This window comes from Escherichia sp. F1, from assembly GCF_046764225.1.
Taxonomy (GTDB): Bacteria; Pseudomonadota; Gammaproteobacteria; order Enterobacterales; family Enterobacteriaceae; genus Escherichia; species Escherichia coli.
Window position 1 is genome coordinate 3275578 of the sequence record NZ_CP177202.1, and the last position, 26125, is coordinate 3301702.

Genomic DNA, 26125 nt, shown 5'->3' on the forward strand with positions numbered 1-26125 from the left:
AAATCAGGGACAGAATCAAGCTAATACTAAATCACATATCTCATAATAATTTTCCAGATAATGAACAAACACTTTATGCAATAGCATGTTTATTCCAGACTTTCCCAGAATTTATTTATGAATATCAGCAAATGTTATTAACAATAAGTGAAATTGCAAGAAAAAATAATTTCATTGCCATTTTAGATACACTAGATAGATCATAAAGCAAATTTATTAAAAACAATAAAATCAAACATGACATGCATGTCTGACCGTGTTATCTGAATAAAGGGCAAAAGCCGGTGATACGCTTTTGCCCTTACATGGTATTACTGCGCAGCAGCAGGTTTACGCGGACGGCGGCGACGTTGTTGTTCGCCTGCCGGTTTGGCATCGCCGAGACGACGAGACGGTTTTTCTGCAGGTTTCGCGCTCGCAGATTTCGCGCCACCTTCAGCGCGGCGCGGCTGCTGTTGACCGCGACCACCGCCCTGTCCACGACCGCCGCCACGTTGCTGGCGACCGTTCTGGATCGGTTCGGCTTTGATTGACGGGTCCGGCTCATAGCCCGGAATCGCAATGCGCGGGATCTCTTTTTTCAGCAGCTTTTCGATATCACGCAGCAGTTTGTGTTCATCAACACACACCAGCGACAACGCTTCACCGGTAGCAGCCGCACGACCGGTACGCCCGATACGGTGGACATAATCTTCCGGTACGTTTGGCAGTTCATAGTTGACGACGTGCGGCAACTCTTCGATATCCAGACCGCGCGCAGCGATGTCAGTTGCCACCAGTACACGAATATCGCCCGATTTAAAATCTGCCAGCGCACGGGTACGCGCACCTTGCGATTTATTACCGTGGATCGCCGCACTACGGATGCCATCTTTATTGAGCTGTTCAGCCAGATGGTTAGCGCCATGTTTGGTACGGGTAAACACCAGCACCTGCTGCCAGTTCCCTTTCCCAATCATGTGCGACAACAATTCGCGTTTGCGTTTCTTATCAACAAAGTGAACATGCTGGGTCACCTGATCAGACGCGGTATTGCGGCGTGCCACTTCGATTTCCAGCGGGTTGTGCAACAGTTTTTCCGCCAGAGCTTTAATATCGTCAGAGAAGGTCGCGGAGAACAACAGGTTCTGGCGCTTCGCAGGTAGTTTTGTTAACACGCGACGGATATCGTGGATAAAGCCCATGTCGAGCATGCGGTCAGCTTCATCGAGGACGAGGATTTCAACCTGATCCAGCTTCACCGCATTCTGATGTTCCAGGTCCAGCAGACGTCCCGGCGTTGCCACCAGCACATCAACGCCGCCGCGCAACTTCATCATCTGCGGGTTAATGCTGACACCGCCAAACACCACCAGCGAACGAATGTTCAGGTATTTGCTGTAATCACGGACGTTTTCGCCAATCTGCGCCGCCAGTTCACGGGTCGGGGTAAGAATGAGCGCACGTACCGGACGACGCCCTTTGGCGTGCGGCTGGCGAGTGATCAGGTGTTGCAACAGCGGCAGCGTAAAGCCCGCTGTTTTGCCGGTACCGGTCTGGGCACTGGCCATCAGGTCGCGGCCTTCCAGCACCGCAGGGATCGCCTGCTGCTGAATAGGGGTGGGTTCACGGTAACCCTGCTCGGCAACGGCGCGCAGGATATCAGGGCTTAAACCCAAAGAATCGAAAGACATAACTACTCCGAACCGCCCCGACCGTTACCGGTGTAGTTTTCAGGGAGATACTGAAAAGGAAAATGACAAAAACCACAATGTCATGAGGGAGCGGAGTGTAGCAGTTTTTGTGACGCAGCGCATAAATTATCCCTGTGACTGGCGTAGCTAAAATTCCTGGTCATACTGGACAACTCCCCTATGGAGTCATAATCTTAATCAATCATTTGATTAAGAATGGACTGTGTGATGAATAATCCTGCCATGACAATCAAGGGTGAACAGGCGAAAAAACAGCTGATTGCTGCCGCACTGGCGCAGTTTGGTGAATATGGAATGAACGCCACCACCCGCGAGATAGCCGCCCAGGCCGGGCAGAATATCGCTGCCATCACCTACTACTTCGGTTCGAAAGAGGATTTGTACCTCGCCTGCGCCCAGTGGATTGCCGATTTTATTGGCGAGCAGTTCCGTCCGCACGCCGAAGAGGCCGAACGCTTGTTCGCACAACCACAGCCAGATCGGGCTGCCATCCGTGAACTGATCCTTCGCGCCTGCAGGAACATGATTAAGCTGCTCACCCAGGATGACACTGTCAACCTCAGCAAATTTATCTCCCGTGAGCAGCTCTCTCCCACGGCAGCCTATCACCTGGTGCACGAACAGGTGATTAGTCCGCTACACAGCCACCTTACACGCCTGATTGCCGCCTGGACCGGCTGCGACGCCAATGATACCCGCATGATCCTTCATACCCATGCGTTGATTGGTGAGATTCTGGCGTTTCGTCTTGGCAAAGAAACAATTCTGTTACGTACCGGCTGGACCGCGTTCGATGAAGAAAAGACCGAACTGATCAACCAGACGGTGACCTGTCATATCGACCTGATTTTGCAAGGATTATCGCAAAGGAGTTTGTAGTGATGAAAAAACCTGTCGTGATCGGACTGGCGGTAGTAGTACTTGCCGCCGTGTTTGCCGGAGGCTACTGGTGGTATCAAAGCCGCCAGGATAACGGCCTGACGCTGTATGGCAACGTGGATATTCGTACGGTGAATCTTAGTTTCCGTGTTGGGGGGCGCGTTGAGTCGCTGGCAGTGGACGAAGGTGATGCGATCAAAGCGGGCCAGGTGCTGGGCGAACTGGATCACAAGCCGTATGAGATTGCCCTGATGCAGGCGAAAGCGGGCGTTTCGGTGGCTCAGGCGCAGTATGACCTGATGCTTGCCGGGTATCGCGATGAAGAAATCGCTCAGGCCGCCGCAGCGGTGAAACAGGCGCAAGCTGCCTATGACTATGCGCAGAACTTCTATAACCGCCAGCAAGGACTGTGGAAAAGCCGCACCATTTCGGCAAATGACCTGGAAAATGCCCGCTCCTCGCGCGACCAGGCGCAGGCAACGCTGAAATCGGCACAGGATAAATTGCGTCAGTACCGTTCCGGTAACCGCGAACAGGATATCGCCCAGGCAAAAGCCAGCCTCGAACAGGCGCAGGCGCAACTGGCGCAGGCGGAGCTGAATTTGCAGGACTCAACGTTGATAGCCCCGTCTGATGGCACGCTGTTAACGCGCGCGGTGGAGCCAGGCACGGTTCTCAATGAAGGTGGCACGGTGTTTACCGTCTCGCTAACACGTCCAGTGTGGGTGCGTGCCTATGTTGACGAACGTAATCTTGACCAGGCCCAGCCGGGGCGCAAAGTGCTGCTTTATACCGATGGTCGCCCGGACAAGCCGTATCACGGGCAGATTGGTTTCGTTTCACCGACTGCTGAATTTACCCCGAAAACCGTCGAAACGCCGGATCTGCGTACCGACCTCGTCTATCGCCTGCGTATTGTGGTGACCGACGCCGATGATGCGTTACGCCAGGGAATGCCAGTGACGGTACAATTCGGTGACGAGGCAGGACATGAATGATGCCGTTATCACGCTGAACGGCCTGGAAAAACGCTTTCCGGGCATGGACAAGCCCGCCGTCGCGCCGCTCGATTGCACCATTCATGCCGGTTATGTGACGGGGCTGGTAGGGCCGGACGGTGCAGGTAAAACCACGCTAATGCGGATGCTGGCGGGATTACTGAAACCCGACAGCGGCAATGCCACGGTGATTGGCTTTGATCCGATCAAAAACGACGGCGCGCTGCACGCCGTGCTCGGCTATATGCCGCAGAAATTCGGTCTGTATGAAGATCTCACGGTGATGGAGAATCTCAATCTGTACGCAGATTTGCGCAGCGTCACCGGCGAGGCACGGAAGCAAACTTTTGCTCGCCTGCTGGAGTTTACGTCTCTTGGCCCGTTTACCGGACGCCTGGCGGGCAAGCTCTCCGGTGGGATGAAACAAAAACTTGGCCTGGCCTGTACCCTGGTGGGCGAACCGAAAGTGTTGCTGCTCGATGAACCCGGCGTCGGCGTTGACCCTATCTCACGGCGTGAACTGTGGCAGATGGTTCATGAGCTGGCGGGCGAAGGGATGTTAATCCTCTGGAGTACCTCGTATCTCGACGAAGCCGAGCAGTGCCGTGACGTGTTACTGATGAACGAAGGTGAATTGTTGTACCAGGGAGAACCGACGGCCCTGACACAAACCATGGCCGGACGCAGCTTTCTGATGACCAGCCCGCACGAGGGCAACCGCAAACTGTTGCAACGCGCCTTGAAACTGCCGCAGGTCAGCGACGGCATGATTCAGGGGAAATCGGTACGTCTGATCCTCAAAAAAGAGGCCACACCAGACGATATTCGCCATGCGGACGGGATGCCGGAAATCAACATCAACGAAACTACGCCGCGTTTTGAAGATGCGTTTATTGATTTGCTGGGCGGTGCCGGAACCTCAGAATCGCCGCTGGGCGCAATATTACATACGGTAGAAGGCACACCCGGCGAGACGGTGATCGAAGCGAAGGAACTAACCAAGAAATTTGGTGATTTTGCCGCCACCGATCACGTCAACTTTGCCGTTAAACGCGGGGAGATTTTTGGTTTGCTGGGACCAAACGGCGCGGGTAAATCGACCACCTTTAAGATGATGTGCGGTTTGCTGGTACCGACCTCTGGCCAGGCGCTGGTGCTGGGCATGGATCTGAAAGAGAGTTCCGGTAAAGCGCGCCAGCATCTCGGCTATATGGCGCAAAAATTTTCGCTCTACGGCAACCTGACGGTCGAACAGAATTTACGCTTTTTCTCTGGTGTGTATGGCTTACGCGGTCGGGCGCAGAACGAAAAAATCTCCCGTATGAGCGAGGCGTTCGGCCTGAAAAGTATTGCCTCACACGCCACCGATGAACTGCCATTAGGTTTTAAACAGCGGCTGGCACTGGCCTGCTCGCTGATGCATGAACCGGACATTCTGTTTCTCGACGAACCGACGTCCGGCGTTGATCCCCTCACCCGCCGTGAATTTTGGCTACATATCAACAGTATGGTAGAGAAAGGCGTCACGGTGATGGTCACCACCCACTTTATGGATGAAGCGGAATATTGCGACCGCATCGGCCTGGTGTACCGCGGGAAATTAATCGCCAGCGGCACACCGGACGATTTGAAAGCGCAGTCGGCCAACGATGAGCAACCCGATCCCACTATGGAGCAAGCCTTTATTCAGTTGATCCACGACTGGGATAAGGAGCATAGCAATGAGTAATCCGATCCTGTCCTGGCGTCGCGTGCGGGCGCTGTGCGTCAAAGAGACACGGCAGATCGTTCGCGATCCGAGTAGCTGGCTGATTGCGGTAGTGATCCCTCTGCTGCTGCTGTTTATTTTTGGCTACGGCATTAACCTCGACTCCAGCAAGCTGCGGGTCGGGATATTGCTGGAACAGCGTAGCGAAGCGGCGCTGGATTTCACCCACACCATGACAGGTTCGCCCTACATCGACGCCACCATCAGCGATAACCGTCAGGAACTGATCGCCAAAATGCAGGCGGGGAAAATTCGCGGTCTGGTGGTTATTCCCGTGGATTTCGCCGAACAGATGGAGCGCGCCAACGCCACCGCACCGATTCAGGTGATCACCGACGGCAGTGAGCCGAATACCGCTAACTTTGTGCAGGGGTATGTCGAAGGGATCTGGCAGATCTGGCAAATGCAGCGAGCGGAGGACAACGGGCAGACTTTTGAACCGCTTATTGATGTACAAACCCGCTACTGGTTTAACCCGGCGGCGATAAGCCAGCACTTTATTATCCCGGGTGCGGTGACCATTATCATGACGGTCATCGGCGCGATTCTCACCTCGCTGGTGGTGGCGCGAGAATGGGAACGCGGCACCATGGAGGCTCTGCTCTCTACGGAGATTACCCGCACGGAACTGCTACTGTGTAAGCTGATCCCTTATTATTTTCTCGGGATGCTGGCGATGTTGCTGTGTATGCTGGTGTCGGTGTTTATTCTCGGCGTGCCGTATCGCGGTTCGCTGCTGATTCTGTTTTTTATCTCCAGCCTGTTTTTACTCAGTACCCTGGGGATGGGGCTGCTGATTTCCACAATTACCCGCAACCAGTTCAATGCCGCTCAGGTCGCCCTGAACGCCGCTTTTCTGCCGTCGATTATGCTTTCCGGCTTTATTTTTCAAATCGACAGTATGCCCGCGGTGATCCGCGCGGTGACGTACATTATTCCCGCTCGTTATTTCGTCAGCACCCTGCAAAGCCTGTTCCTCGCCGGGAATATTCCAGTGGTGCTGGTGGTAAACGTGCTGTTTTTGATCGCTTCGGCGGTGATGTTTATCGGCCTGACGTGGCTGAAAACCAAACGTCGGCTGGATTAGGGAGAAGAGCATGTTTCATCGCTTATGGACGTTAATCCGCAAAGAGTTGCAGTCGCTGCTGCGCGAACCGCAAACCCGTGCGATTCTTATTTTACCCGTGCTGATTCAGGTGATCCTGTTCCCGTTCGCCGCCACGCTGGAAGTGACTAACGCCACCATCGCCATCTACGATGAAGATAACGGCGAGCATTCGGTGGAGCTGACCCAACGTTTTGCCCGCGCCAGCGCCTTTACCCATGTGCTGCTACTGAAAAGCCCACAGGAGATCCGCCCAACCATCGACACACAAAAGGCGTTACTCCTGGTGCGTTTCCCGGCTGACTTCTCGCGCAAACTGGATACCTTCCAGACCGCGCCGTTGCAGTTGATCCTCGACGGGCGTAACTCCAACAGTGCGCAAATTGCCGCCAACTACCTGCAACAGATCGTCAAAAATTATCAGCAGGAGCTGCTGGAAGGAAAACCGAAACCTAACAACAGCGAGCTGGTGGTACGCAACTGGTATAACCCGAATCTCGACTACAAATGGTTTGTGGTGCCGTCGCTGATCGCCATGATCACCACTATCGGCGTAATGATCGTCACTTCACTTTCTGTTGCCCGCGAACGTGAACAAGGTACGCTCGATCAGCTACTGGTTTCGCCGCTCACCACCTGGCAGATCTTCATCGGCAAGGCCGTACCGGCATTAATTGTCGCCACCTTCCAGGCCACCATTGTGCTGGCGATTGGTATCTGGGCGTATCAAATCCCCTTCGCCGGATCGCTGGCGCTGTTCTACTTTACGATGGTGATTTACGGTTTATCGCTGGTGGGATTCGGTCTGTTGATTTCATCACTCTGTTCAACACAACAACAGGCGTTTATCGGCGTGTTTGTTTTTATGATGCCCGCCATTCTCCTTTCCGGTTACGTTTCTCCGGTGGAAAACATGCCAGTATGGCTGCAAAACCTGACGTGGATTAACCCTATTCGCCACTTTACGGACATTACCAAGCAGATTTATTTGAAGGATGCGAGTCTGGATATTGTGTGGAATAGTTTGTGGCCGCTACTGGTGATAACGGCCACGACAGGGTCAGCGGCGTACGCGATGTTTAGACGTAAGGTGATGTAACTTCTTATCTTTCGCCAGCAAAGACACTACCGCCGGGCCGGCAAGGATTGCCAGCCCTGCAATTGCCAGCAAAAAGTTGTTTTCCAGTACACGGGACAACAGCCACAGCACAATCAGCGCTGCGCCAAAATACCAGGTCGTGGTCAGCTCTTCCAGCACGTCTGCCACCTCACGCCAGCGTTGCTCGGGGTGGCGCTGAAACACCAGCATCATCACTACCGTGACACAATACAGTGCGCATAATCCCACGCCGACGTGAACCAGAGTCTTACTCATCCAGCCCACCACCAGCAGCGCCACTACCAGTAAATGCAACATAATCTGCCAGCAACTTAGACCCGTTGCGACACGAACACGTTGTTGCCACTTCATGGCTTCTCTCCTGAAGAATTTATCTCTACTTACTCAGAGTACCGAACTTTACGGAAAATTCCGTAAGACCGCACCTTTTTGTGACGCCGACTACACTATTTCAATGAGATAAGAGGCAAAGACAGGAAAATTATGCCCGATCAAACACAACAATTTTCGTTCAAGGTGCTCACCATCAATATTCACAAAGGCTTTACCGCGTTTAACCGACGCTTCATTTTGCCGGAACTTCGCGACGCCGTGCGTACCGTCAGCGCCGATATTGTTTGCCTGCAGGAAGTGATGGGCGCGCACGAAGTTCATCCGCTGCATGTGGAAAACTGGCCCGATACCTCGCACTACGAGTTTCTCGCCGACACCATGTGGAGCGATTTCGCCTACGGTCGCAATGCCGTATACCCGGAAGGACATCACGGTAACGCCGTTCTTTCACGTTATCCCATTGAACATTATGAGAATCGTGATGTTTCGGTCGATGGTGCGGAAAAGCGCGGCGTGCTCTACTGCCGCATTGTGCCGCCGATGACCGGGAAAGCGATTCATGTGATGTGCGTACATCTGGGCCTGCGTGAGGCGCACCGTCAGGCGCAGCTTGCGATGCTCGCCGAATGGGTGAATGAGCTGCCGGACGGCGAACCGGTATTGGTGGCGGGTGATTTCAACGACTGGCGGCAAAAAGCTAATCATCCGTTAAAAGTGCAGGCCGGACTGGATGAGATTTTTACCCGCGCCCACGGACGCCCGGCGCGCACGTTTCCGGTGCAATTTCCTCTACTACGACTGGACAGGATCTACGTCAAAAATGCCAGCGCCAGCGCGCCAACCGCGTTGCCGCTGCGGACATGGCGACACCTTTCTGATCATGCCCCTTTAAGTGCGGAGATTCATTTATGAAATGTAGCTGGCGCGAAGGCAATAAGATCCTGTTGCTGGAAAACGGCGAGCAATATTATCCCGCGGTGTTTAAGGCGATTGGCGAGGCGCAAGAACGCATCATTCTTGAAACGTTTATCTGGTTTGAGGATGACGTCGGCAAACAGCTGCATGCGGCGCTACTGACAGCAGCGCAACGCGGGGTGAAAGCGGAAGTCTTGCTGGATGGCTACGGTTCGCCGGATCTCAGCGATGAGTTTGTCAATGAATTGACGGCAGCTGGCGTGGTATTTCGCTACTACGATCCCCGTCCTCGCCTTTTTGGTATGCGCACCAATGTGTTTCGCCGGATGCATCGCAAAATTGTGGTGATCGACGCGCATATCGCCTTTATTGGCGGGCTGAATTACTCCGCCGAGCATATGTCCAGCTACGGTCCAGAGGCTAAACAGGATTACGCGGTGCGCCTTGAAGGGCCGATTGTCGAAGATATTCTGCAATTTGAACTGGAAAACCTGCCAGGACAGAGCGCGGCACGACGCTGGTGGCGACGTCATCACAAAGCGGAAGAGAACCGCCAGCCGGGAGAAGCGCAGGTATTGCTGGTCTGGCGCGATAACGAAGAACATCGCGATGATATCGAACGCCACTATCTGAAAATGCTCACTCAGGCGCGGCGGGAAGTGATTATCGCCAACGCCTACTTCTTCCCCGGCTATCGATTTTTGCACGCCTTGCGTAAAGCGGCACGGCGCGGAGTGCGGATCAAACTGATCATTCAGGGCGAACCGGATATGCCGATTGTCAGAGTCGGCGCGCGCTTGCTGTATAACTATCTGGTTAAAGGCGGCGTTCAGGTGTTTGAGTACCGCCGCCGTCCGCTACATGGCAAAGTGGCATTGATGGACGATCACTGGGCGACAGTAGGGTCCAGTAATCTCGATCCGCTCAGTTTGTCACTGAATCTCGAAGCAAATGTCATCATCCACGATCGTCATTTTAACCAGACGCTGCGCGATAATCTGAACGGGATCATCGCCGCAGATTGTCAGCAGGTGGATGAAACCATGCTGCCCAAACGCACCTGGTGGAACCTGACTAAAAGCGTGCTGGCGTTCCACTTTTTACGCCACTTCCCGGCGCTGGTTGGCTGGCTTCCGGCACACACGCCACGTCTGGCGCAGGTTGACCCGCCCGCTCAGCCGACAATGGAAACGCAGGATCGGGTAGAAACTGAAAACACGGGGGTAAAACCCTGATGAGTAAATCACACCCACGCTGGCGCTTAGCAAAGAAGATCCTCACCTGGCTGTTTTTTATCGCGGTGATAGTGTTGCTGGTGGTCTACGCCAAAAAGGTGGACTGGGAAGAGGTCTGGAAGGTCATCCGCGACTACAATCGCGTTGCGTTGCTCAGTGCGGTCGGGCTGGTGGTCGTCAGTTATCTGATTTACGGCTGCTATGACCTGCTCGCCCGCTTTTACTGCGGTCACAAACTGGCGAAGCGCCAGGTGATGCTGGTGTCGTTTATCTGCTACGCCTTCAACCTGACGCTCAGTACCTGGGTCGGCGGCATTGGTATGCGCTATCGCTTGTACTCCCGGCTAGGGTTACCGGGCAGCACTATCACGCGGATTTTCTCGCTGAGTATTACCACCAACTGGCTGGGCTATATTTTACTGGCAGGGATTATCTTTACCGCAGGCGTGGTGGAGTTGCCGGATCACTGGTATGTCGATCAAACCACGCTGCGCATTCTCGGCATTGGCTTACTGATGATTATCGCGGTTTATTTGTGGTTTTGCGCTTTCGCGAAGCACCGCCATATGACCATCAAAGGACAAAAACTGGTGCTGCCTTCATGGAAATTTGCCCTCGCCCAGATGCTGATTTCCAGCGTTAACTGGATGGTAATGGGGGCGATTATCTGGCTGTTACTTGGTCAAAGCGTGAACTATTTCTTTGTACTGGGCGTGTTGCTGGTTAGTAGTATTGCTGGCGTCATCGTGCATATTCCGGCGGGGATTGGTGTGCTGGAAGCGGTGTTTATCGCACTACTGGCTGGGGAGCATACATCCAAGGGCACAATTATCGCCGCCCTACTCGCTTACCGTGTGCTGTATTACTTTATCCCACTGCTGCTGGCGCTGATCTGTTACCTGCTACTGGAAAGCCAGGCGAAGAAGCTACGAGCGAAAAATGAAGCGGCGATGTGAAGTTTAGTTAAGTTCTTTAGTATGTGCATTTACGACTAATGAAAAAAACGCGTATGCCTTTGCCAGACAAGCGTTATAGCTATCGCGGCAAGTATCCCAAAGAAGCCGATAAAATAGTAATAGAGTGTTAATGCACCTGTAAAAGCGCAACGAACCGGACTCCACAACTCTTCGCTATGGCATTTTCCTGCCAGTTCAAGGAGCTTATTTCGTCCATGCGAGATAATGCCTGACCATAACACAATCATTAAGCAACTTATTACCCAAACGGGTCGTTCACTCATTAATGCGGCATCCATGATGATCACCAGGGCCAGCTCTGCGGTTGCCACCATACCCAAAGCGGTAATGAGCCATATACCGTTTAATATCCTGGCCTCGTGCTGAAAATCTAATTTATTGCTGTTTTGCGAGTATGATTCCATTCTTTTAGTTGTCCTTAGAAAAAATATTAATATTCACCATCAATAAATTTAAAACCACGCATACAAAATACTTTTGTATTTATGGATACGGAAAACACTTCCACTCGGCCATAAGGCGTATTTTATACCTGGTACTTGTTAAGTGTCGTTTTTAGTAAGAAAAAAATCCCGACACATGGCCGGGATATTGATGGTGAAAAAGAATTAACGGCGGTTGCCGAAGATCCGCAACAACATCAGGAACAAGTTGATGAAGTCCAGATACAAGGTTAACGCGCCAAGAATGGAATATTTGCGCAGGTTCGACGTGTCGCGGGTATCAATCTGCTCACCCATATTTTTCAATTTCTGAGTGTCATACGCCGTCAATCCGACAAAGACAATCACGCCGATGTAGGTAACTGCCCACATCAATGCTTCGCTTTTCAGCCAGAAGTTGACCAGCGATGCCAGCACAATGCCGATTAACGCCATAAACAGCATATTGCCAAAGCCGCTTAGATCGCGCTTCGTGGTGTAACCGTACAGGCTCATTGCGCCAAACATCCCGGCAGTAACGACGAAAGTACTGGCGATAGAAGCAGCGGTATAGACAATGAAAATACTGGAAAGCGTAAGACCCGTCAGCGCCGAATAAAGCATAAAGAGCATCGTCGTTACACCTGCGCTCAGCTTTTGAATCATCGCTGATAACACAATAACCAATGCTAATTGCGCGATGATCAGACCGATTAAAAAGACACGGTTAGTGAACAACAGCTCCATCACGGCCGCGGAATTAGCCGCATACCAGGCAACAAATGCGGTCAGCAACAAGCCAACGGTCATCCAGCCATAGACTTGCGCCATATAAGTTTGCAAGCCAGCCCGGGGTTGTACAATTGAATCAGAACGTGGGAATCTGTCCATGACGATCTCCTGAAGATATAAGGAATATCTTAAGGATACTGCAAAATGATGAGGCTGTGCATTGACGCAGCGTAAACGCATGTACTGAGCGGTGAAATTGCCGGACGCAGCGGTGCCTTATCCGGCTAACAAAAAACTACCAGCGTTTTGCCGCCTGCTGATCGCTCTCCCGAGCTTCAACCCAGCGGTCGCCTTCCGGCGTGGCTTCACGCTTCCAGAACGGTGCGCGGGTTTTGAGATAATCCATAATAAACTGCCCGGCTTCAAACGCACTGCTGCGATGCGCACTGGTGACACCGACAAAAACGATTTCATCTCCCGGCCATAATTCCCCGATGCGGTGAATCACTGTGACGCGCCCCAGCGGCCAGCGGTTACGCGCTTCATCGACAATTTCTGCCAGTGCTTTTTCAGTCATCCCCGGATAGTGTTCGAGGGTTAATGCTTTGACGCTGTCACCAAGGTTATGGTTGCGCACCTTACCGGTAAAGGTGACTACCGCACCGTCTTCGTCACACTCAGCCAGCCACGGGTACTCTTCACCTACACTGAACGGCTGCAGGCCGACAACAATTTTGGTTTCTGCCATCTTAACCTCCGGTTACCGGCGGGAAGAAAGCTACTTCGTCGCCGTCAGTCAGCGAATGGTCAAAACTCACCAGCGTCTGGTTGACGGCAGCCAGCAATTTGCCATCTTCCAGCGCCAACGCCCAGCGATCGCTCTGCGCAGCCAGATGTTGGCGTAACGCTTCAACGGTTGGGAAATCCGCAGCCACTTCGGTTGCATCTGTTCCCACCAACTCGCGCACCTGGGCGAAAAAAAGAACTTTAATCATCCGCTTCCACCTTAAAGTCACCCGACTTGCCGCCACTCTTCGCCAGCAAACGTACCGGACCAATTACCATATCTTTTTGCACCGCTTTGCACATGTCATAAATGGTCAGCGCCGCCACGGAGGCCGCGGTTAACGCTTCCATTTCGACACCGGTTTTCCCGGTCAGGCGGCATAAGGTTTCTATACGTACCCGATTGTGCTCCGGCTCGGCCTGTAAATTGACTTCAACTTTGCTGAGCATCAGCGGGTGACAGAGCGGGATCAGATCCCAGGTGCGTTTTGCCGCCTGAATACCGGCAATACGCGCAGTGGCAAATACGTCGCCTTTGTGGTGGCGACCATCAATAATCATCGCCAGCGTCTCGCTGCGCATGGTGACAAAGGCTTCGGCGCGCGCTTCACGCACGGTTTCCGCTTTGGCGGAGACATCCACCATGTGCGCTTCGCCAGCGGCGTTGATATGGGTCAGTTGCGACATACTTATTTCTTCAAATGTGGATGGAAATTACACGGACGCGTACGGGCATCCAGCTGCGGCGCGATGATATTTTCCCACGCGGTGCGGCACGCTTTGGTCGAACCCGGCATGGCGAAAATCAGCGTTTTGTTAGCGACGCCCGCTACCGCACGAGATTGCAACGTGGAAGTGCCAATCTCTTCGAACGACAACATCCGGAACACTTCACCAAAACCTTCAACTTCACGGTCGAACAACGGCAGCAGCGCTTCGGGAGCCTGATCTCCTTCCGTCAGGCCAGTCCCCCCCGTAATCAATACCACTTGTACATCGTCGCTGGCGATCCACGCAGATACCTGAGCGCGAATAGCGTAGCGGTTTTCTTTCACAATGGCTTTATCGACAACGTGATGGCCCGCTTCTTGCGCCGAATCGCGCAGATAGTGACCGGAGGTATCGTCTTCTTCACCGCGACGATTAGAAACCGTAAGAATAGCAATACGGGTCGGGATAAATTCAGTGCTTACCTGACTCATCTGATCTCTCCTTTTGACGTTTTAGCCGCCAATGTACGATAAGTTTTGCGTAATACCGGTGTTGTTTTGATGCAGGAAATGGGTCTGTTTCTTCTCCCGCAGCGCCGCTGAAATACGCGCTTCCAGCGCCTGTTGCTGGGTATCGTCTTCCAGCAGATCGCGCAGGTTAACGCCACCTTCACCAAACAGGCAGAGATGGAGTTTACCAGTGGAGGAAACGCGCAGGCGGTTGCAAGTGGCGCAGAAGTCTTTTTCATACGGCATGATAAGGCCAATCTCTCCGGCGTAATCCGGATGACAAAAGACTTGCGCGGGACCGTCGCTGCGTTGACGTAATTGGTGGATCCAGCCGCGACGCAGTAACTCGTCACGCAGAACCTGACCAGAGATGTGATGCTTACGGAAGAGCTCGCTGCCCTCGCCCGTTTCCATCAATTCGATGAAACGCAGCTGGATAGGGCGATGCTGGATCCAGTTCAGAAAGGTGTCGAGCTGATGATGATTAACATCACGCATCAGCACGGTATTGACTTTGACCTTCTCAAAACCGGCCTCAAATGCAGCATCGATCCCTGCCATGACCTGGTTGAATTTATCCTGCCCGGTAATGGCATGAAACTGGCGAGCGTCAAGGCTATCAACGCTGACGTTGATGCCAGTAAGTCCCGCATCGCGCCAGTTCGCCACATCGCGTTCCAGACGGTAACCATTGGTGGTGACCGCAATCTGGCGGATAGCGTCGTTTTCCCGCACAGCGGCGATGATATCGGTAAAGTCGCGGCGTAAAGACGGCTCACCGCCTGTCAGGCGCACTTTTTCGGTGCCCAGACTGGCAAAGGCGCGCGTAACCCGGCGAATTTCATCGACGGTAAGAAAGCCTTTATTGGTGACGCCGCTCGGTTTGTAGCCATCCGGCAGGCAGTAGGTGCAACGAAAGTTACACACATCAGTAATCGACAGGCGCAAGTAGTAAAACTTACGCGCAAATGCATCAGTCAGTTGTGAAGCCATGTACACCTTTCCAGATACGGGAGGCGAAGTCATTTCTTCCTTCGCCCTGGTGGCAATCTTTACGAGCATTGTCACGGCCAAAGCACCGTATCAGTTGACCCAGGTGCAGAGGCTAGAGTGTTTAGTGGTTAAGCCGATACTAGCGTGTAAATGAGATTTTTACCATCCACACTTTCGCTATGTAATCATGTATATAGCGTCATGATCGTGCTATTTCGCTACAGAATAAGGGAAAATGGCGGTTTTACTTTGATATACATCATCAGGAAGGCATAGCGTACATCGTCCTTTAGAGGTAGAAGAAAATAGTTTGTATCCTCAATATTGGCAGGTTAATTGCTGTTTCCCCGCAATTTGCGCTACTGTAGCGCGGATAATCTGACTCCAGGAAACTATATGCGCAATCGTACGCTGGCTGACCTTGATCGTGTCGTTGCTCTCGGCGGAGGGCATGGACTGGGACGCGTTCTCTCATCACTTTCGTCTTTGGGTTCTCGTTTAACGGGTATCGTCACCACCACCGATAATGGCGGATCGACGGGGCGTATTCGCCGCTCAGAAGGCGGTATTGCCTGGGGCGATATGCGTAACTGCCTCAACCAGCTGATAACTGAACCCAGCGTCGCTTCTGCAATGTTTGAATATCGTTTCGGCGGTAATGGCGAACTTTCCGGGCACAACCTTGGAAACCTGATGCTGAAGGCACTGGATCACCTTAGCGTGCGACCTCTTGAAGCAATCAATCTGATTCGCAATCTGCTGAAAGTGGACGCACATTTGATTCCGATGTCGGAGCATCCGGTGGATCTGATGGCGATTGACGCTCAGGGGCATGAAGTTTACGGCGAGGTCAATATCGACCAGTTAACTACGCCGATTCAGGAGTTACTGTTAACGCCGAATGTACCCGCAACGCGTGAGGCTGTTCACGCTATCAGTGAAGCGGATCTCATCATTATTGGGCCTGGCAGTTTTTACACCAGCCTGATGCCAATTCTGCTGCTGAAGGAAATCGCACAGGCATTACGCCGCACGCCAGCGCCGATGGTCTATATCGGCAATCTGGGGCGTGAGTTGAGTTTACCTGCGGCTAATTTGAAGCTGGAAAGCAAGCTGGCAATTATGGAGCAGTATGTCGGTAAAAAGGTCATTGATGCGGTCATCGTCGGGCCAAAAGTGGATGTCTCGGCGGTGAAAGAGCGGATTGTGATTCAGGAGGTACTGGAGGCCAGCGATATTCCGTATCGTCATGACCGCCAGTTGTTGCATAGCGCGCTGGAAAAGGCATTACAGGCTTTAGGTTAACACGAAGCCGGAAGAATATTCCGGCTTCGTCATCTTGTCACGACGCGGCAATAAACAGCTCACGCAACTGATGCAACTGGTCACGAATTTGCGCCGCTTCTTCGAACTCCAGATTCTGCGCGTGTTGCATCATCAACCCTTCCAGTTCATGGATCTTCTGCTGTAACGCTTTAGGCGACATATCCATCGGCACATTATCCGGCTCAACAATTGGGCGCGATTTTCCTCTGCCCTTCGCTTTGGTTTTGGCAATGTTCTGCCCCAGCGCCAGGATATCGACCACTTTCTTGTTCAAGCCCTGCGGCGTAATACCGTGTTCCTCGTTGTACTTCTGCTGTTTCTCGCGGCGACGTTCGGTTTCGCCAATCGCTTTCGCCATTGACGGGGTGATCTTATCGCCGTAGAGAATCGCTTTACCGTTAACGTTACGCGCCGCACGACCAATAGTCTGGATCAACGAACGTTCAGAACGCAGGAAGCCTTCTTTGTCGGCGTCGAGGATCGCCACCAGCGACACTTCTGGCATATCCAGACCTTCGCGCAGTAAGTTGATCCCCACCAGCACGTCGAACTCGCCCAGACGCAAGTCGCGGATAATCTCCATACGCTCGACGGTGTCGATATCGGAGTGAAGATAACGCACGCGCTCGCCGTGTTCTTCGAGATATTCCGTGAGATCTTCCGCCATTCGCTTGGTCAGAGTTGTAACCAGTACGCGTTCGTTAATTGCCGCTCGCTGACGAATCTCCGAAAGAAGATCATCAACCTGTGTCGCCACTGGCCGCACTTCGATAATCGGATCAAGCAATCCGGTTGGACGCACCACCTGATCCACCACATCGCCGCCCGATTTTTCCAGCTCGTAATTACCCGGCGTCGCCGAAACATAGATGGTTTGCGGCGCTAATGCTTCGAACTCTTCAAACTTCAGCGGACGGTTATCCAGCGCTGATGGCAGGCGGAAGCCGTACTCCACCAGCGTCTCTTTACGCGCCCGGTCACCGCGATACATGCCGCCAATTTGCGGAATGGTGACGTGTGATTCATCGACCACCAGCAGCCCATCGGCAGGCAGGTAATCAAACAGCGTCGGCGGTGGCTCACCCGGTCCACGACCGGAGAGGAAGCGCGAGTAGTTCTCAATCCCGGAACAGTAGCCCAGCTCGTTCATCATCTCCAGATCAAACTGGGTACGCTGGGTCAGCCGCTGCTCTTCAAGCAACTTGTTGTTCTCCAACAGCACTTTGCGTCTGGCGGCCAGTTCTTCTTTGATCTCTTCCATCGCCTGTACGATGCGCTCGCGCGGCGTGACGTAGTGCGTTTTCGGGTAGATGGTAAAACGTGGAATAGTGGAAACAATCTGCCCGGTGAGCGGGTCAAATAACGACAATCGTTCCACTTCCTCGTCAAACAGCTCCACGCGAAGTGCAATGTCATCCGATTCTGCCGGGAAGATATCAATCACCTCACCACGAACGCGGAAAGTACCACGCTGGAATGCCTGATCATTACGAGCGTATTGCAGCTCCGCCAGTCGGCGCAGGATCGCGCGCTGATCGATAATCATGCCGACCGTGAGATGGAGCATCATCTTGAGATATAAATCAGGATCGCCCAGACCATAAATCGCGGAAACAGAGGCCACTACAACCACATCACGCCGCTCCAGCATCGCTTTGGTGGCGGACAAACGCATCTGTTCAATATGTTCGTTAACCGAGGCATCTTTCTCAATGAAGGTGTCGGAACTCGGTACATAGGCTTCCGGCTGATAGTAGTCGTAGTAGGAGACGAAATATTCCACCGCGTTTTCCGGGAAGAACTCTTTCATTTCGCCATACAACTGGGCCGCCAGCGTTTTGTTTGGCGCAAGTACCATGGTAGGGCGCTGAAGATCAGCAATGACATTGGCAATGGTGAAGGTTTTCCCGGAGCCAGTCACGCCAAGTAACGTCTGGTGCGCCAGGCCATCTTCCAGCCCCTCTTCGAGACGTCGAATCGCCTCTGGCTGATCGCCAGAAGGTTTAAAAGCGGAATTCAGTTTGAACGGTTTACTCATGAGTCGCTACCTGAAGGAGTTGGGCGGGCAGGTATGTAATTTTACTCGTCGTACTTAATTATGCCAACAAATTATACTGGATAAAAAAACAGTTCCTCACCATAATATTTCTGTTACAGCGTAAACTCCGCTGTCAATCATGAGCAAAATTTACTCTGTGGCGAGATAAAACTCCGGCCTTACCGGGTTATCCCCAAAGCAACGGCTTTTTTAACATTTGTCAAGATGAGTGATGACAGTTTTATGGCAAGAGATGCCTCTTCAGTGACTGCCATTGCAATTATCTAACCAGTTAAAAAATAAAAGATATTTCTTTGAGCCGTCTTTAACGCCAATTCGCGTGCAAGCCGCGTATTCTCTCGCTTGCCTCGTGTTTTCTAACTCTAATACACATGGTTATCCACAGGAATAGTGGATAACTGTCTGCAGCCCCTATCCCCCGCCGCCTGGGCAATTCCCACATTCATCGCATGATGCGGAAGTAAAATTTTTTTCGTGATTATTTTAGAATTTAATTGGTTAAATTGCAGTCAATCGAAGACGCGATCTCGCTCGCAATTTAACCAAATACAGGATGGCTACAACAAGGCAAGGTTTATGTACTTTCCGGTTGCCGCATTTTCTGGATTTTCTGCAAGCCAAGGAATTTCGCCCACCAGCGGAGCGGGAATCATGCGGGTGAGCGTGGTCATATATTCAGCGTGACGTTTTCCCTGAGGCGTGACATCATTCGCCACCCAACCCGCCAGAGTCAGTCCGGCGTGTTGTATTGCCTGTGCCGTCAACATCGCGTGATTAATACAGCCGAGTTTCACACCAACTACCAGTATCACCGGCAGTTGTTCCTGTGTTACCCAATCTGCAAAAGTGAAAGTGTCAGAAAGCGGCGTAAACCAGCCGCCAGCACCTTCCACTAACACCCAGTCAGCCTGTTGTTCAAGCGCGCGTAATCCGGCGCTCATTACCAATGATTCTATCGGCCTGCCCTCTTGTGCGCTGATGATGTGCGGCGAAGTGGGTTCTGCGAAGGTGTAAGGATTTACCGTTGCGTAATCCAGCTGCAGGCTGCTGTTGCGCTGTAACGCCAGCGCGTCACTATTACGTAAGCCTTCCGGGGTCTTTTCGCTGCCAGAGGCGACCGGTTTATAACCTGCCGTCCGATAACCTGCTGCCTTCGCGGCTTGTAAAAGTGCACAACTGGCGACAGTTTTCCCCACTTCGGTATCCGTTCCGGTGACAAAATAACGTTTACTCACGAGCAATCACTCCCAAAAAAAGATGATACGTCAGAGGATATCGCCCCTGTTTTTGTGGCCAGGCCAGTTGCAATCGCTGCAACTGCGAACGCGTTAATATCCGCGGGTCGCGCCCTTCATGAAGATGCGTGGCACCGATGCCTTTCAGCGAACGCATGGCACTGAGCGCATCATCAAACCACAGCGTGATGGGCTGAATATGATGTTGATAATGCACGCCGTTCAGCGACTGTTCGATTTCATCTGGCGGTAAAAAGCGATTAGCATGCGGGCGCTCGTCCACCGCCTGCCACGCCTGATGTAATTCAGGGAGCGATCCCTGCACCAGCGTGGTAAACGCGACCACGCCTCCGGGGCGCACCACCCGATACAGCTCGCGAAGTGCCGTGGATAAATTACCGCACCACTGCACCGCGAGATTGCTCCATGCAAGATCGAACGTTGCAGTCGCTAACGGCAGGGATTCGATATCTCCCGCCAGATAATGGTCTGCGGCATCTTTATGGCGTGCCTGAACAAGCATTGGCGGCGAGAGATCTAACGCCGTCACCTGCGCGTGACGCTCTCTCCAATGGCGGCTCATCCAGCCAGGTCCACAACCCGCGTCCAGTACGTGGGTGTATTTACGCTGTGGAAGCATTGCCAGTAAGACGTCAGCACTCTGGCGCTGTAGATCCGCATGTTGCTCATAGTGCGCGGCTGCCCGACCAAATGCCGCTGCAATGGCTTGTTTATTAACCGTTGCCATGCAGCACCTCCAGCAGACGGTCGATATCCTGCATTTCATGCGCGGCGGTTAGTGTTAAGCGCAGTCGCGCAGTACCAGCAGGTACGGTTGGTGGGCGAATCGCCGTGACCCAGCAGCCTTGCTGGCGCAGTTTTTCTGCCAGTTGTAACGCACGGCTGTTATCACCGACGATCAATGGCTGGATGGCGCTGCATGAATCAGCAAGCGTAAACGGCAAATCCTGTACTCCGGCACGAAAACGCGTAATGAGTGCCGCCAGTTTTTCGCGCCGTGCATCACCCTCATCACTGCGAATGACCGCCAGCGACGCACGTAATGCCTGCGCCTGAGCGGGCGGCATACTGGTGCTGTAAATAAGATGGCGGGCAAATTGCAGTAGATAATCCGCCACCGCATCGGAGCAAAGCACCGCTGCCCCGCTGACGCCAAATCCTTTGCCAAAAGTCACCACCAGCAATTCTGGATTTACCTTTTGCAGCCAGCAGCTGCCGCGCCCCTGCTCCCCGATAACGCCCGTGCCGTGGGCATCATCAACCATCAACCAGCCATTGTGCTGTTGCGTTACCTGCTGGATTTCCGCCAGTGGCGCACTATCGCCGTCCATGCTGAACACGCCTTCTGTCACCACCAGTTGCTGCCCCGGACAGGGGGAAGCAAGCAGTCGCGCCAGATGAGTGACATCGTTATGGGTAAAACGGCGAAGCTGCGCCGGGCTTAAACTGGCAGCTTCCAGCAATGAGGCATGGCTAAGCCGGTCGGCAACAATACGGTCCTCTTTCGCCGTCATCGCGGTAATAACTGCCTGGTTAGCGGCAAAACCAGAGATAAACAGCAGTGCCCGCGAATAGCCCAGCCACTCGGCCAGTTCTTCTTCCAGCGCCTGATGTGCCACGCTATAACCGCTGACGTGACCGGAGCCGCCGCTACCGACGCCAAATTGCTCCGCACTCTGCTTCCAGGCACGGATAATTTGCGGATGATGGCTTAAACCTAAATAATCGTTACTGGAAAAGTTCAGATACTGGCGTTCGTCCGCCACCAGCCAGCGTCCGGCCCCTTGCGCCACCGGATAACGGCGACGCAGGGCATCGGCAGCACGCCGCGCATCGAGCGCCGCGTTGATTTTCTCCTGCCAGCTCATAGTGCTGCCGCGTTGTAATATTCGTCAGTGTCCGGGGTCATCAGTGCCTGCTCCAGACGCTGCTGTTGTTCGTTATCCCCTGCCAGCACGGCAGTTTGCTGCGGATTTAGCCCCAGTTTGCGGAACAGTTGCAGGTCTTTATCTTCTTCCGGATTCGGCGTAGTCAGCAGTTTGCAACCGTAGAAAATTGAGTTAGCCCCGGCCATAAAGCACATCGCCTGAGTCTGTTCATTCATCTGCTCGCGTCCGGCAGAAAGGCGCACGTATGAGGTCGGCATCATGATCCGCGCTACGGCAATGGTGCGAATAAAATCAAAGGCATCGACATCATCGTTATCCGCCAGCGGTGTGCCTTTCACCTTCACCAGCATGTTGATTGGCACGCTTTCCGGCGGCGTCGGCAGGTTTGCCAGTTGCAGTAATAATCCGGCGCGATCTTTCACCGTTTCGCCTAAGCCCACAATGCCACCTGAGCAGACTTTGATCCCGGCATCGCGCACTTTTTCCAGCGTATCAAGGCGTTCCTGATAAGTGCGTGTGGTGATGATATTGCCGTAAAACTCCGGCGAGGTGTCGAGGTTGTGGTTGTAGTAATCCAGCCCGGCGTTCGCAAGGCGCTGCGCCTGAGATTCACTCAACGTACCCAGCGTCATACACGCTTCCAGCCCCATCGCTTTTACTCCCTGCACCATTTGTTCCAGGTAGGGCATATCGCGTTCGTGGGGATTCTTCCACGCCGCGCCCATGCAGAAGCGCGTCGATCCTGCCGCTTTCGCTTTGCGCGCCGACTCCAGCACCTGTTCAACTTCCATCAACCGCTCGGCTTCCAGCCCGGTTTTGTAGCGCGAGCTTTGCGGGCAGTATTTGCAATCTTCCGGACAAGCTCCGGTCTTAATTGACAGCAAAGTGCTGACCTGCACCTGACGTGGATCGAAATGCTGACGATGCACCTGCTGCGCTTCAAACAGCAGATCCAGCAACGGTTTTTCAAATAATTCTGTGACTTGCGACAATGTCCAGCGTGGGCGGTGAGCCATGGGGCTTCTCCAAAACGTGTTTTTTGTTGTTAATTCGGTGTAGACTCGTAAACCTAAATCTTTTCAATTTGGTTTACAAGTCGATTATGACAACGGACGATCTTGCCTTTGACCAACGCCATATCTGGCACCCATACACATCCATGACCTCCCCGCTACCGGTTTATCCGGTGGCGAGCGCCGAAGGTTGCGAGCTAATTTTGTCTGACGGCAGACGCCTGGTTGACGGTATGTCGTCCTGGTGGGCGGCGATCCACGGCTACAATCACCCGCAGCTTAATGCGGCGATGAAGTCGCAAATTGATGCCATGTCGCATGTGATGTTTGGTGGTATCACTCATGCGCCAGCCATTGAGCTGTGCCGCAAACTGGTGGCGATGACGCCGCAACCGCTGGAATGCGTTTTTCTCGCGGACTCCGGTTCCGTAGCGGTGGAAGTGGCGATGAAAATGGCGTTGCAGTACTGGCAAGCCAAAGGCGAAGCGCGCCAGCGTTTTCTGACCTTCCGCAATGGTTATCATGGCGATACCTTTGGCGCGATGTCGGTGTGCGATCCGGACAACTCAATGCACAGCCTGTGGAAAGGCTATCTGCCAGAAAACTTGTTTGCTCCCGCCCCGCAAAGCCGCATGGATGGTGAATGGGATGAGCGCGATATGGTGGGCTTTGCCCGCCTGATGGCGGCGCATCGTCATGAAATCGCGGCGGTGATCATTGAACCGATTGTCCAGGGCGCAGGCGGGATGCGCATCTACCATCCGGAATGGTTAAAACGAATCCGCAAAATGTGCGATCGCGAAGGTATCTTGCTGATTGCCGACGAGATCGCCACCGGATTTGGTCGTACTGGCAAACTGTTTGCCTGTGAACATGCAGATATCGCGCCGGACATTTTGTGCCTCGGTAAAGCCTTAACCGGCGGTACAATGACCCTTTCCGCCACACTCACCACGCGCGAGGTTGCAGAAACCATCAGTAACGGTGAAGCCGGTTGCTTTATGCATGGGCCAACTTTTATGGGCAATCCGCTGGCCTGCGCGGCAGCAAACGCCAGCCTGGCGATTCTCGAATCTGGCGACTGGCAGCAACAGGTGGCGGATATTGAAGTACAGCTGCGCGAGCAACTTGCCCCCGCCCGTGATGCCGAAATGGTTGCCGATGTGCGCGTACTGGGGGCCATTGGCGTGGTCGAAACCACTCATCCGGTGAATATGGCGGCGCTGCAAAAATTCTTTGTCGAACAGGGTGTCTGGATCCGGCCTTTTGGCAAACTGATTTACCTGATGCCGCCCTATATTATTCTCCCGCAACAGTTGCAGCGTCTGACCGCAGCGGTTAACCGCGCGGTACAGGATGAAACATTTTTTTGCCAATAACGAGAAGTCCGCGTGAGGGTTTCTGGCTACACTTTCTGCAAACAAGAAAGGAGGGTTCATGAAACTCATCAGTAACGATCTGCGCGATGGCGATAAATTGCCGCATCGTCATGTCTTTAACGGCATGGGTTACGATGGCGATAATATTTCACCGCATCTGGCGTGGGATGATGTTCCTGCGGGAACGAAAAGTTTTGTTGTCACCTGCTACGACCCGGATGCGCCAACCGGCTCCGGCTGGTGGCACTGGGTAGTTGTTAACTTACCCGCTGATACCCGCGTATTACCGCAAGGGTTTGGCTCTGGTCTGGTAGCAATGCCAGACGGCGTTTTGCAGACGCGTACCGACTTTGGTAAAACCGGGTACGATGGCGCAGCACCGCCGAAAGGCGAAACTCATCGCTACATTTTTACCGTTCACGCGCTGGATATAGAACGTATTGATGTCGATGAAGGTGCCAGCGGCGCGATGGTCGGGTTTAACGTTCATTTCCACTCTCTGGCAAGCGCCTCGATTACTGCGATGTTTAGTTAATCACTCTGCCAGATGGCGCTATGCCATCTGGTATCACTTAAAGGTATTAAAAACAACTTTTTGTCTTTTTACCTTCCCGTTTCGCTCAAGTTAGTATAAAAAAGCAGGCTTCAACGGATTCATTTTTCTATTTCATAGCCCGGAGCAACCTGTGAACACATTTTCAGTTTCCCGTCTGGCGCTGGCATTGGCTTTTGGCGTGACGCTGACCGCCTGTAGCTCAACACCGCCCGATCAACGTCCTTCTGATCAAACCGCGCCTGGTACCTCTTCTCGCCCGATTCTGTCGGCAAAAGAAGCGCAGAATTTCGATGCTCAACACTATTTTGCATCCCTGACACCAGGTGCGGCAGCGTGGAATCCTTCCCCGATTACCCTGCCTGCACAACCTGACTTTGTTGTCGGCCCGGCGGGTACTCAAGGTGTAACGCATACCACGATTCAGGCGGCGGTAGATGCGGCAATTATCAAGCGTACCAACAAGCGCCAGTATATTGCCGTGATGCCTGGTGAGTATCAGGGAACGGTATATGTCCCTGCCGCTCCGGGTGGAATTACTCTGTACGGTACAGGTGAAAAACCGATTGATGTGAAGATTGGGCTTTCCCTTGATGGGGGCATGAGCCCTGCCGACTGGCGTCATGACGTCAACCCGCGCGGCAAATATATGCCAGGTAAACCAGCGTGGTATATGTACGATAGCTGCCAGAGCAAACGCAGCGACAGTATCGGTGTTCTCTGCTCTGCGGTCTTCTGGTCACAAAACAATGGCCTGCAACTGCAAAATCTGACCATCGAAAACACGCTGGGCGATAGCGTAGATGCGGGTAACCATCCGGCGGTGGCACTGCGTACTGATGGTGACAAAGTGCAGATCAATAACGTCAACATTCTCGGTCGTCAGAATACCTTCTTTGTCACCAACAGTGGTGTGCAAAACCGTCTGGAAACCAACCGTCAGCCGCGTACTCTGGTGACCAACAGTTACATTGAAGGGGATGTGGATATCGTTTCTGGTCGCGGCGCAGTGGTGTTCGATAATACCGAATTCCGCGTGGTGAACTCTCGTACTCAGCAAGAAGCTTATGTGTTTGCACCGGCAACACTGTCTAACATCTATTACGGTTTCCTCGCCGTAAACAGCCGTTTCAATGCTTCAGGTGATGGCGTGGCGCAACTGGGCCGCTCGCTGGATGTTGATGCTAATACCAACGGTCAGGTGGTGATCCGTGATAGTGCCATCAACGAAGGTTTTAACACGGCGAAACCGTGGGCCGATGCGGTGATTTCCAATCGTCCGTTTGCGGGTAACACCGGCAACGTTGATGATAACGACGAAGTACAGCGTAATCTGAATGACACTAACTACAACCGCATGTGGGAATACAATAACCGCGGCGTGGGTAGCAAAGTGGTTGCAGAGGCGAAGAAGTAAAAAAGAAAACCCGATAGTCTGAACCATCGGGTTAATGAAACTGGGCGCTATATTTC

General features: G+C 53.1%; 26 protein-coding genes and 1 riboswitch. Of the genes, 12 read left to right on the top strand and 14 right to left on the bottom strand.

The window, feature by feature from the left end; all coding sequences use genetic code 11:
* Positions 1 to 311 precede the first annotated feature (311 nt).
* Complete coding sequence (gene rhlE / locus ACK8NJ_RS15915) at positions 312 to 1673, bottom strand: ATP-dependent RNA helicase RhlE (RefSeq protein ID WP_000007113.1); 1362 nt, start codon at positions 1671 to 1673, stop codon at positions 312 to 314.
* A 228-nt stretch (positions 1674 to 1901) separates the two neighbouring features.
* On the opposite strand from rhlE, the gene cecR reads away from it, so the two are divergent.
* The 5 genes from cecR to ACK8NJ_RS15940 are packed head-to-tail and all read left to right on the top strand — an operon-like array spanning position 1902 to position 7543.
* Complete coding sequence (cecR, locus tag ACK8NJ_RS15920) at positions 1902 to 2573, top strand: DNA-binding transcriptional regulator CecR (RefSeq protein ID WP_001296991.1); 672 nt, start codon at positions 1902 to 1904, stop codon at positions 2571 to 2573.
* A gap of 2 nt (positions 2574 to 2575) precedes the next feature.
* On the top strand, positions 2576 to 3571 hold the full coding sequence (gene hlyD / locus ACK8NJ_RS15925; protein WP_131199705.1) for a secretion protein HlyD: 996 nt from the start codon (positions 2576 to 2578) through the stop codon (positions 3569 to 3571).
* Positions 3564 to 5300, top strand: coding sequence for an ATP-binding cassette domain-containing protein (locus ACK8NJ_RS15930; protein WP_024216620.1), 1737 nt, complete (start codon positions 3564 to 3566; stop codon positions 5298 to 5300). Before hlyD ends, ACK8NJ_RS15930 begins: the two co-directional genes overlap by 8 nt.
* On the top strand, positions 5293 to 6426 hold the full coding sequence (locus ACK8NJ_RS15935; RefSeq protein ID WP_000070131.1) for an ABC transporter permease: 1134 nt from the start codon (positions 5293 to 5295) through the stop codon (positions 6424 to 6426). The genes ACK8NJ_RS15930 and ACK8NJ_RS15935 overlap by 8 nt, the downstream gene beginning before the upstream one ends.
* Positions 6427 to 6436: 10 nt before the next feature.
* Positions 6437 to 7543, top strand: a complete 1107-nt coding sequence (locus tag ACK8NJ_RS15940; protein ID WP_000469031.1) for an ABC transporter permease — start codon at positions 6437 to 6439, stop codon at positions 7541 to 7543.
* On the opposite strand, the gene ACK8NJ_RS15945 is transcribed toward ACK8NJ_RS15940, so the two are convergent.
* Positions 7505 to 7915 (bottom strand): YbhQ family protein, encoded by a 411-nt coding sequence (locus ACK8NJ_RS15945; RefSeq protein ID WP_000871982.1) that lies wholly within the window; start codon positions 7913 to 7915, stop codon positions 7505 to 7507. The two genes, ACK8NJ_RS15940 and ACK8NJ_RS15945, sit on opposite strands and share 39 nt — an antisense overlap.
* A gap of 132 nt (positions 7916 to 8047) precedes the next feature.
* Between ACK8NJ_RS15945 and ACK8NJ_RS15950 the strand changes: the two genes are divergently transcribed.
* Genes ACK8NJ_RS15950 through ACK8NJ_RS15960 form a run of 3 tightly spaced genes read left to right on the top strand, consistent with a single transcriptional unit; the run spans position 8048 to position 11003 of the window.
* On the top strand, positions 8048 to 8809 hold the full coding sequence (locus tag ACK8NJ_RS15950) for an endonuclease/exonuclease/phosphatase family protein (protein WP_001113348.1): 762 nt from the start codon (positions 8048 to 8050) through the stop codon (positions 8807 to 8809).
* On the top strand, positions 8806 to 10047 hold the full coding sequence (gene clsB / locus ACK8NJ_RS15955; RefSeq protein ID WP_411961789.1) for a cardiolipin synthase ClsB: 1242 nt from the start codon (positions 8806 to 8808) through the stop codon (positions 10045 to 10047). Before ACK8NJ_RS15950 ends, clsB begins: the two co-directional genes overlap by 4 nt.
* Positions 10047 to 11003 (top strand): lysylphosphatidylglycerol synthase domain-containing protein, encoded by a 957-nt coding sequence (locus tag ACK8NJ_RS15960; RefSeq protein ID WP_000045450.1) that lies wholly within the window; start codon positions 10047 to 10049, stop codon positions 11001 to 11003. Before clsB ends, ACK8NJ_RS15960 begins: the two co-directional genes overlap by 1 nt.
* A 35-nt stretch (positions 11004 to 11038) precedes the next feature.
* On the opposite strand, the gene ACK8NJ_RS15965 is transcribed toward ACK8NJ_RS15960, so the two are convergent.
* From ACK8NJ_RS15965 to moaA, 7 genes are all read right to left on the bottom strand, one after another.
* Positions 11039 to 11428, bottom strand: a complete 390-nt coding sequence (locus ACK8NJ_RS15965; protein ID WP_000446922.1) for a hypothetical protein — start codon at positions 11426 to 11428, stop codon at positions 11039 to 11041.
* A gap of 204 nt (positions 11429 to 11632) precedes the next feature.
* Complete coding sequence (locus ACK8NJ_RS15970; protein ID WP_000373624.1) at positions 11633 to 12337, bottom strand: Bax inhibitor-1/YccA family protein; 705 nt, start codon at positions 12335 to 12337, stop codon at positions 11633 to 11635.
* Between the two features lie 136 nt (positions 12338 to 12473).
* A complete protein-coding gene (moaE, locus tag ACK8NJ_RS15975; RefSeq protein ID WP_411961790.1) occupies positions 12474 to 12926 on the bottom strand; it encodes a molybdopterin synthase catalytic subunit MoaE in 453 nt (150 codons plus the stop codon).
* Between the two features lies 1 nt (position 12927).
* Positions 12928 to 13173: a molybdopterin synthase sulfur carrier subunit gene (moaD, locus tag ACK8NJ_RS15980; RefSeq protein WP_000598613.1), complete on the bottom strand. Its 246-nt coding sequence runs from the start codon at positions 13171 to 13173 to the stop codon at positions 12928 to 12930.
* Positions 13166 to 13651: a cyclic pyranopterin monophosphate synthase MoaC gene (moaC, locus tag ACK8NJ_RS15985; RefSeq protein ID WP_000080885.1), complete on the bottom strand. Its 486-nt coding sequence runs from the start codon at positions 13649 to 13651 to the stop codon at positions 13166 to 13168. Before moaC ends, moaD begins: the two co-directional genes overlap by 8 nt.
* Positions 13652 to 13653: 2 nt before the next feature.
* Positions 13654 to 14166, bottom strand: coding sequence for a molybdenum cofactor biosynthesis protein B (gene moaB, locus ACK8NJ_RS15990; RefSeq protein WP_000084639.1), 513 nt, complete (start codon positions 14164 to 14166; stop codon positions 13654 to 13656).
* A 21-nt stretch (positions 14167 to 14187) separates the two neighbouring features.
* Positions 14188 to 15177 (bottom strand): GTP 3',8-cyclase MoaA, encoded by a 990-nt coding sequence (gene moaA / locus ACK8NJ_RS15995; protein WP_054496068.1) that lies wholly within the window; start codon positions 15175 to 15177, stop codon positions 14188 to 14190.
* Positions 15165 to 15309, bottom strand: a riboswitch (molybdenum cofactor riboswitch). It overlaps the preceding gene by 13 nt.
* Before the next feature lie 264 nt (positions 15310 to 15573).
* On the opposite strand from moaA, the gene yvcK reads away from it, so the two are divergent.
* On the top strand, positions 15574 to 16482 hold the full coding sequence (gene yvcK / locus ACK8NJ_RS16000) for a uridine diphosphate-N-acetylglucosamine-binding protein YvcK (protein ID WP_264106217.1): 909 nt from the start codon (positions 15574 to 15576) through the stop codon (positions 16480 to 16482).
* 37 nt (positions 16483 to 16519) lie between these two features.
* Here the strand turns inward: yvcK and uvrB are convergent, their stop codons facing one another.
* The 5 genes from uvrB to bioB all read right to left on the bottom strand — a co-directional run bounded on the left by uvrB (position 16520) and on the right by bioB (position 22723).
* Positions 16520 to 18541 (bottom strand): excinuclease ABC subunit UvrB, encoded by a 2022-nt coding sequence (gene uvrB, locus ACK8NJ_RS16005; protein WP_000042533.1) that lies wholly within the window; start codon positions 18539 to 18541, stop codon positions 16520 to 16522.
* A 578-nt stretch (positions 18542 to 19119) separates the two neighbouring features.
* Positions 19120 to 19797 (bottom strand): dethiobiotin synthase, encoded by a 678-nt coding sequence (gene bioD / locus ACK8NJ_RS16010; RefSeq protein WP_411961791.1) that lies wholly within the window; start codon positions 19795 to 19797, stop codon positions 19120 to 19122.
* Positions 19790 to 20545 (bottom strand): malonyl-ACP O-methyltransferase BioC, encoded by a 756-nt coding sequence (bioC, locus tag ACK8NJ_RS16015; protein ID WP_411961793.1) that lies wholly within the window; start codon positions 20543 to 20545, stop codon positions 19790 to 19792. Before bioC ends, bioD begins: the two co-directional genes overlap by 8 nt.
* Positions 20532 to 21686, bottom strand: coding sequence for an 8-amino-7-oxononanoate synthase (bioF, locus tag ACK8NJ_RS16020; RefSeq protein WP_112066372.1), 1155 nt, complete (start codon positions 21684 to 21686; stop codon positions 20532 to 20534). The genes bioC and bioF overlap by 14 nt, the downstream gene beginning before the upstream one ends.
* Positions 21683 to 22723 carry a biotin synthase BioB gene (gene bioB / locus ACK8NJ_RS16025; RefSeq protein WP_000951213.1) on the bottom strand — a complete coding sequence of 347 codons (1041 nt, stop codon included), beginning with the start codon at positions 22721 to 22723 and terminating at the stop codon, positions 21683 to 21685. The genes bioF and bioB overlap by 4 nt, the downstream gene beginning before the upstream one ends.
* A gap of 86 nt (positions 22724 to 22809) precedes the next feature.
* On the opposite strand from bioB, the gene bioA reads away from it, so the two are divergent.
* From bioA to ACK8NJ_RS16040, 3 genes are all read left to right on the top strand, one after another.
* Entirely contained in the window at positions 22810 to 24099 is a 1290-nt protein-coding gene (gene bioA, locus ACK8NJ_RS16030) for an adenosylmethionine--8-amino-7-oxononanoate transaminase (RefSeq protein ID WP_085459458.1), read from the top strand.
* A 58-nt stretch (positions 24100 to 24157) separates the two neighbouring features.
* Positions 24158 to 24634, top strand: a complete 477-nt coding sequence (locus ACK8NJ_RS16035; protein WP_000767389.1) for a kinase inhibitor — start codon at positions 24158 to 24160, stop codon at positions 24632 to 24634.
* A gap of 151 nt (positions 24635 to 24785) precedes the next feature.
* Positions 24786 to 26069 carry a putative acyl-CoA thioester hydrolase gene (locus tag ACK8NJ_RS16040; RefSeq protein WP_001091559.1) on the top strand — a complete coding sequence of 428 codons (1284 nt, stop codon included), beginning with the start codon at positions 24786 to 24788 and terminating at the stop codon, positions 26067 to 26069.
* Positions 26070 to 26125: the final 56 nt, after the last annotated feature.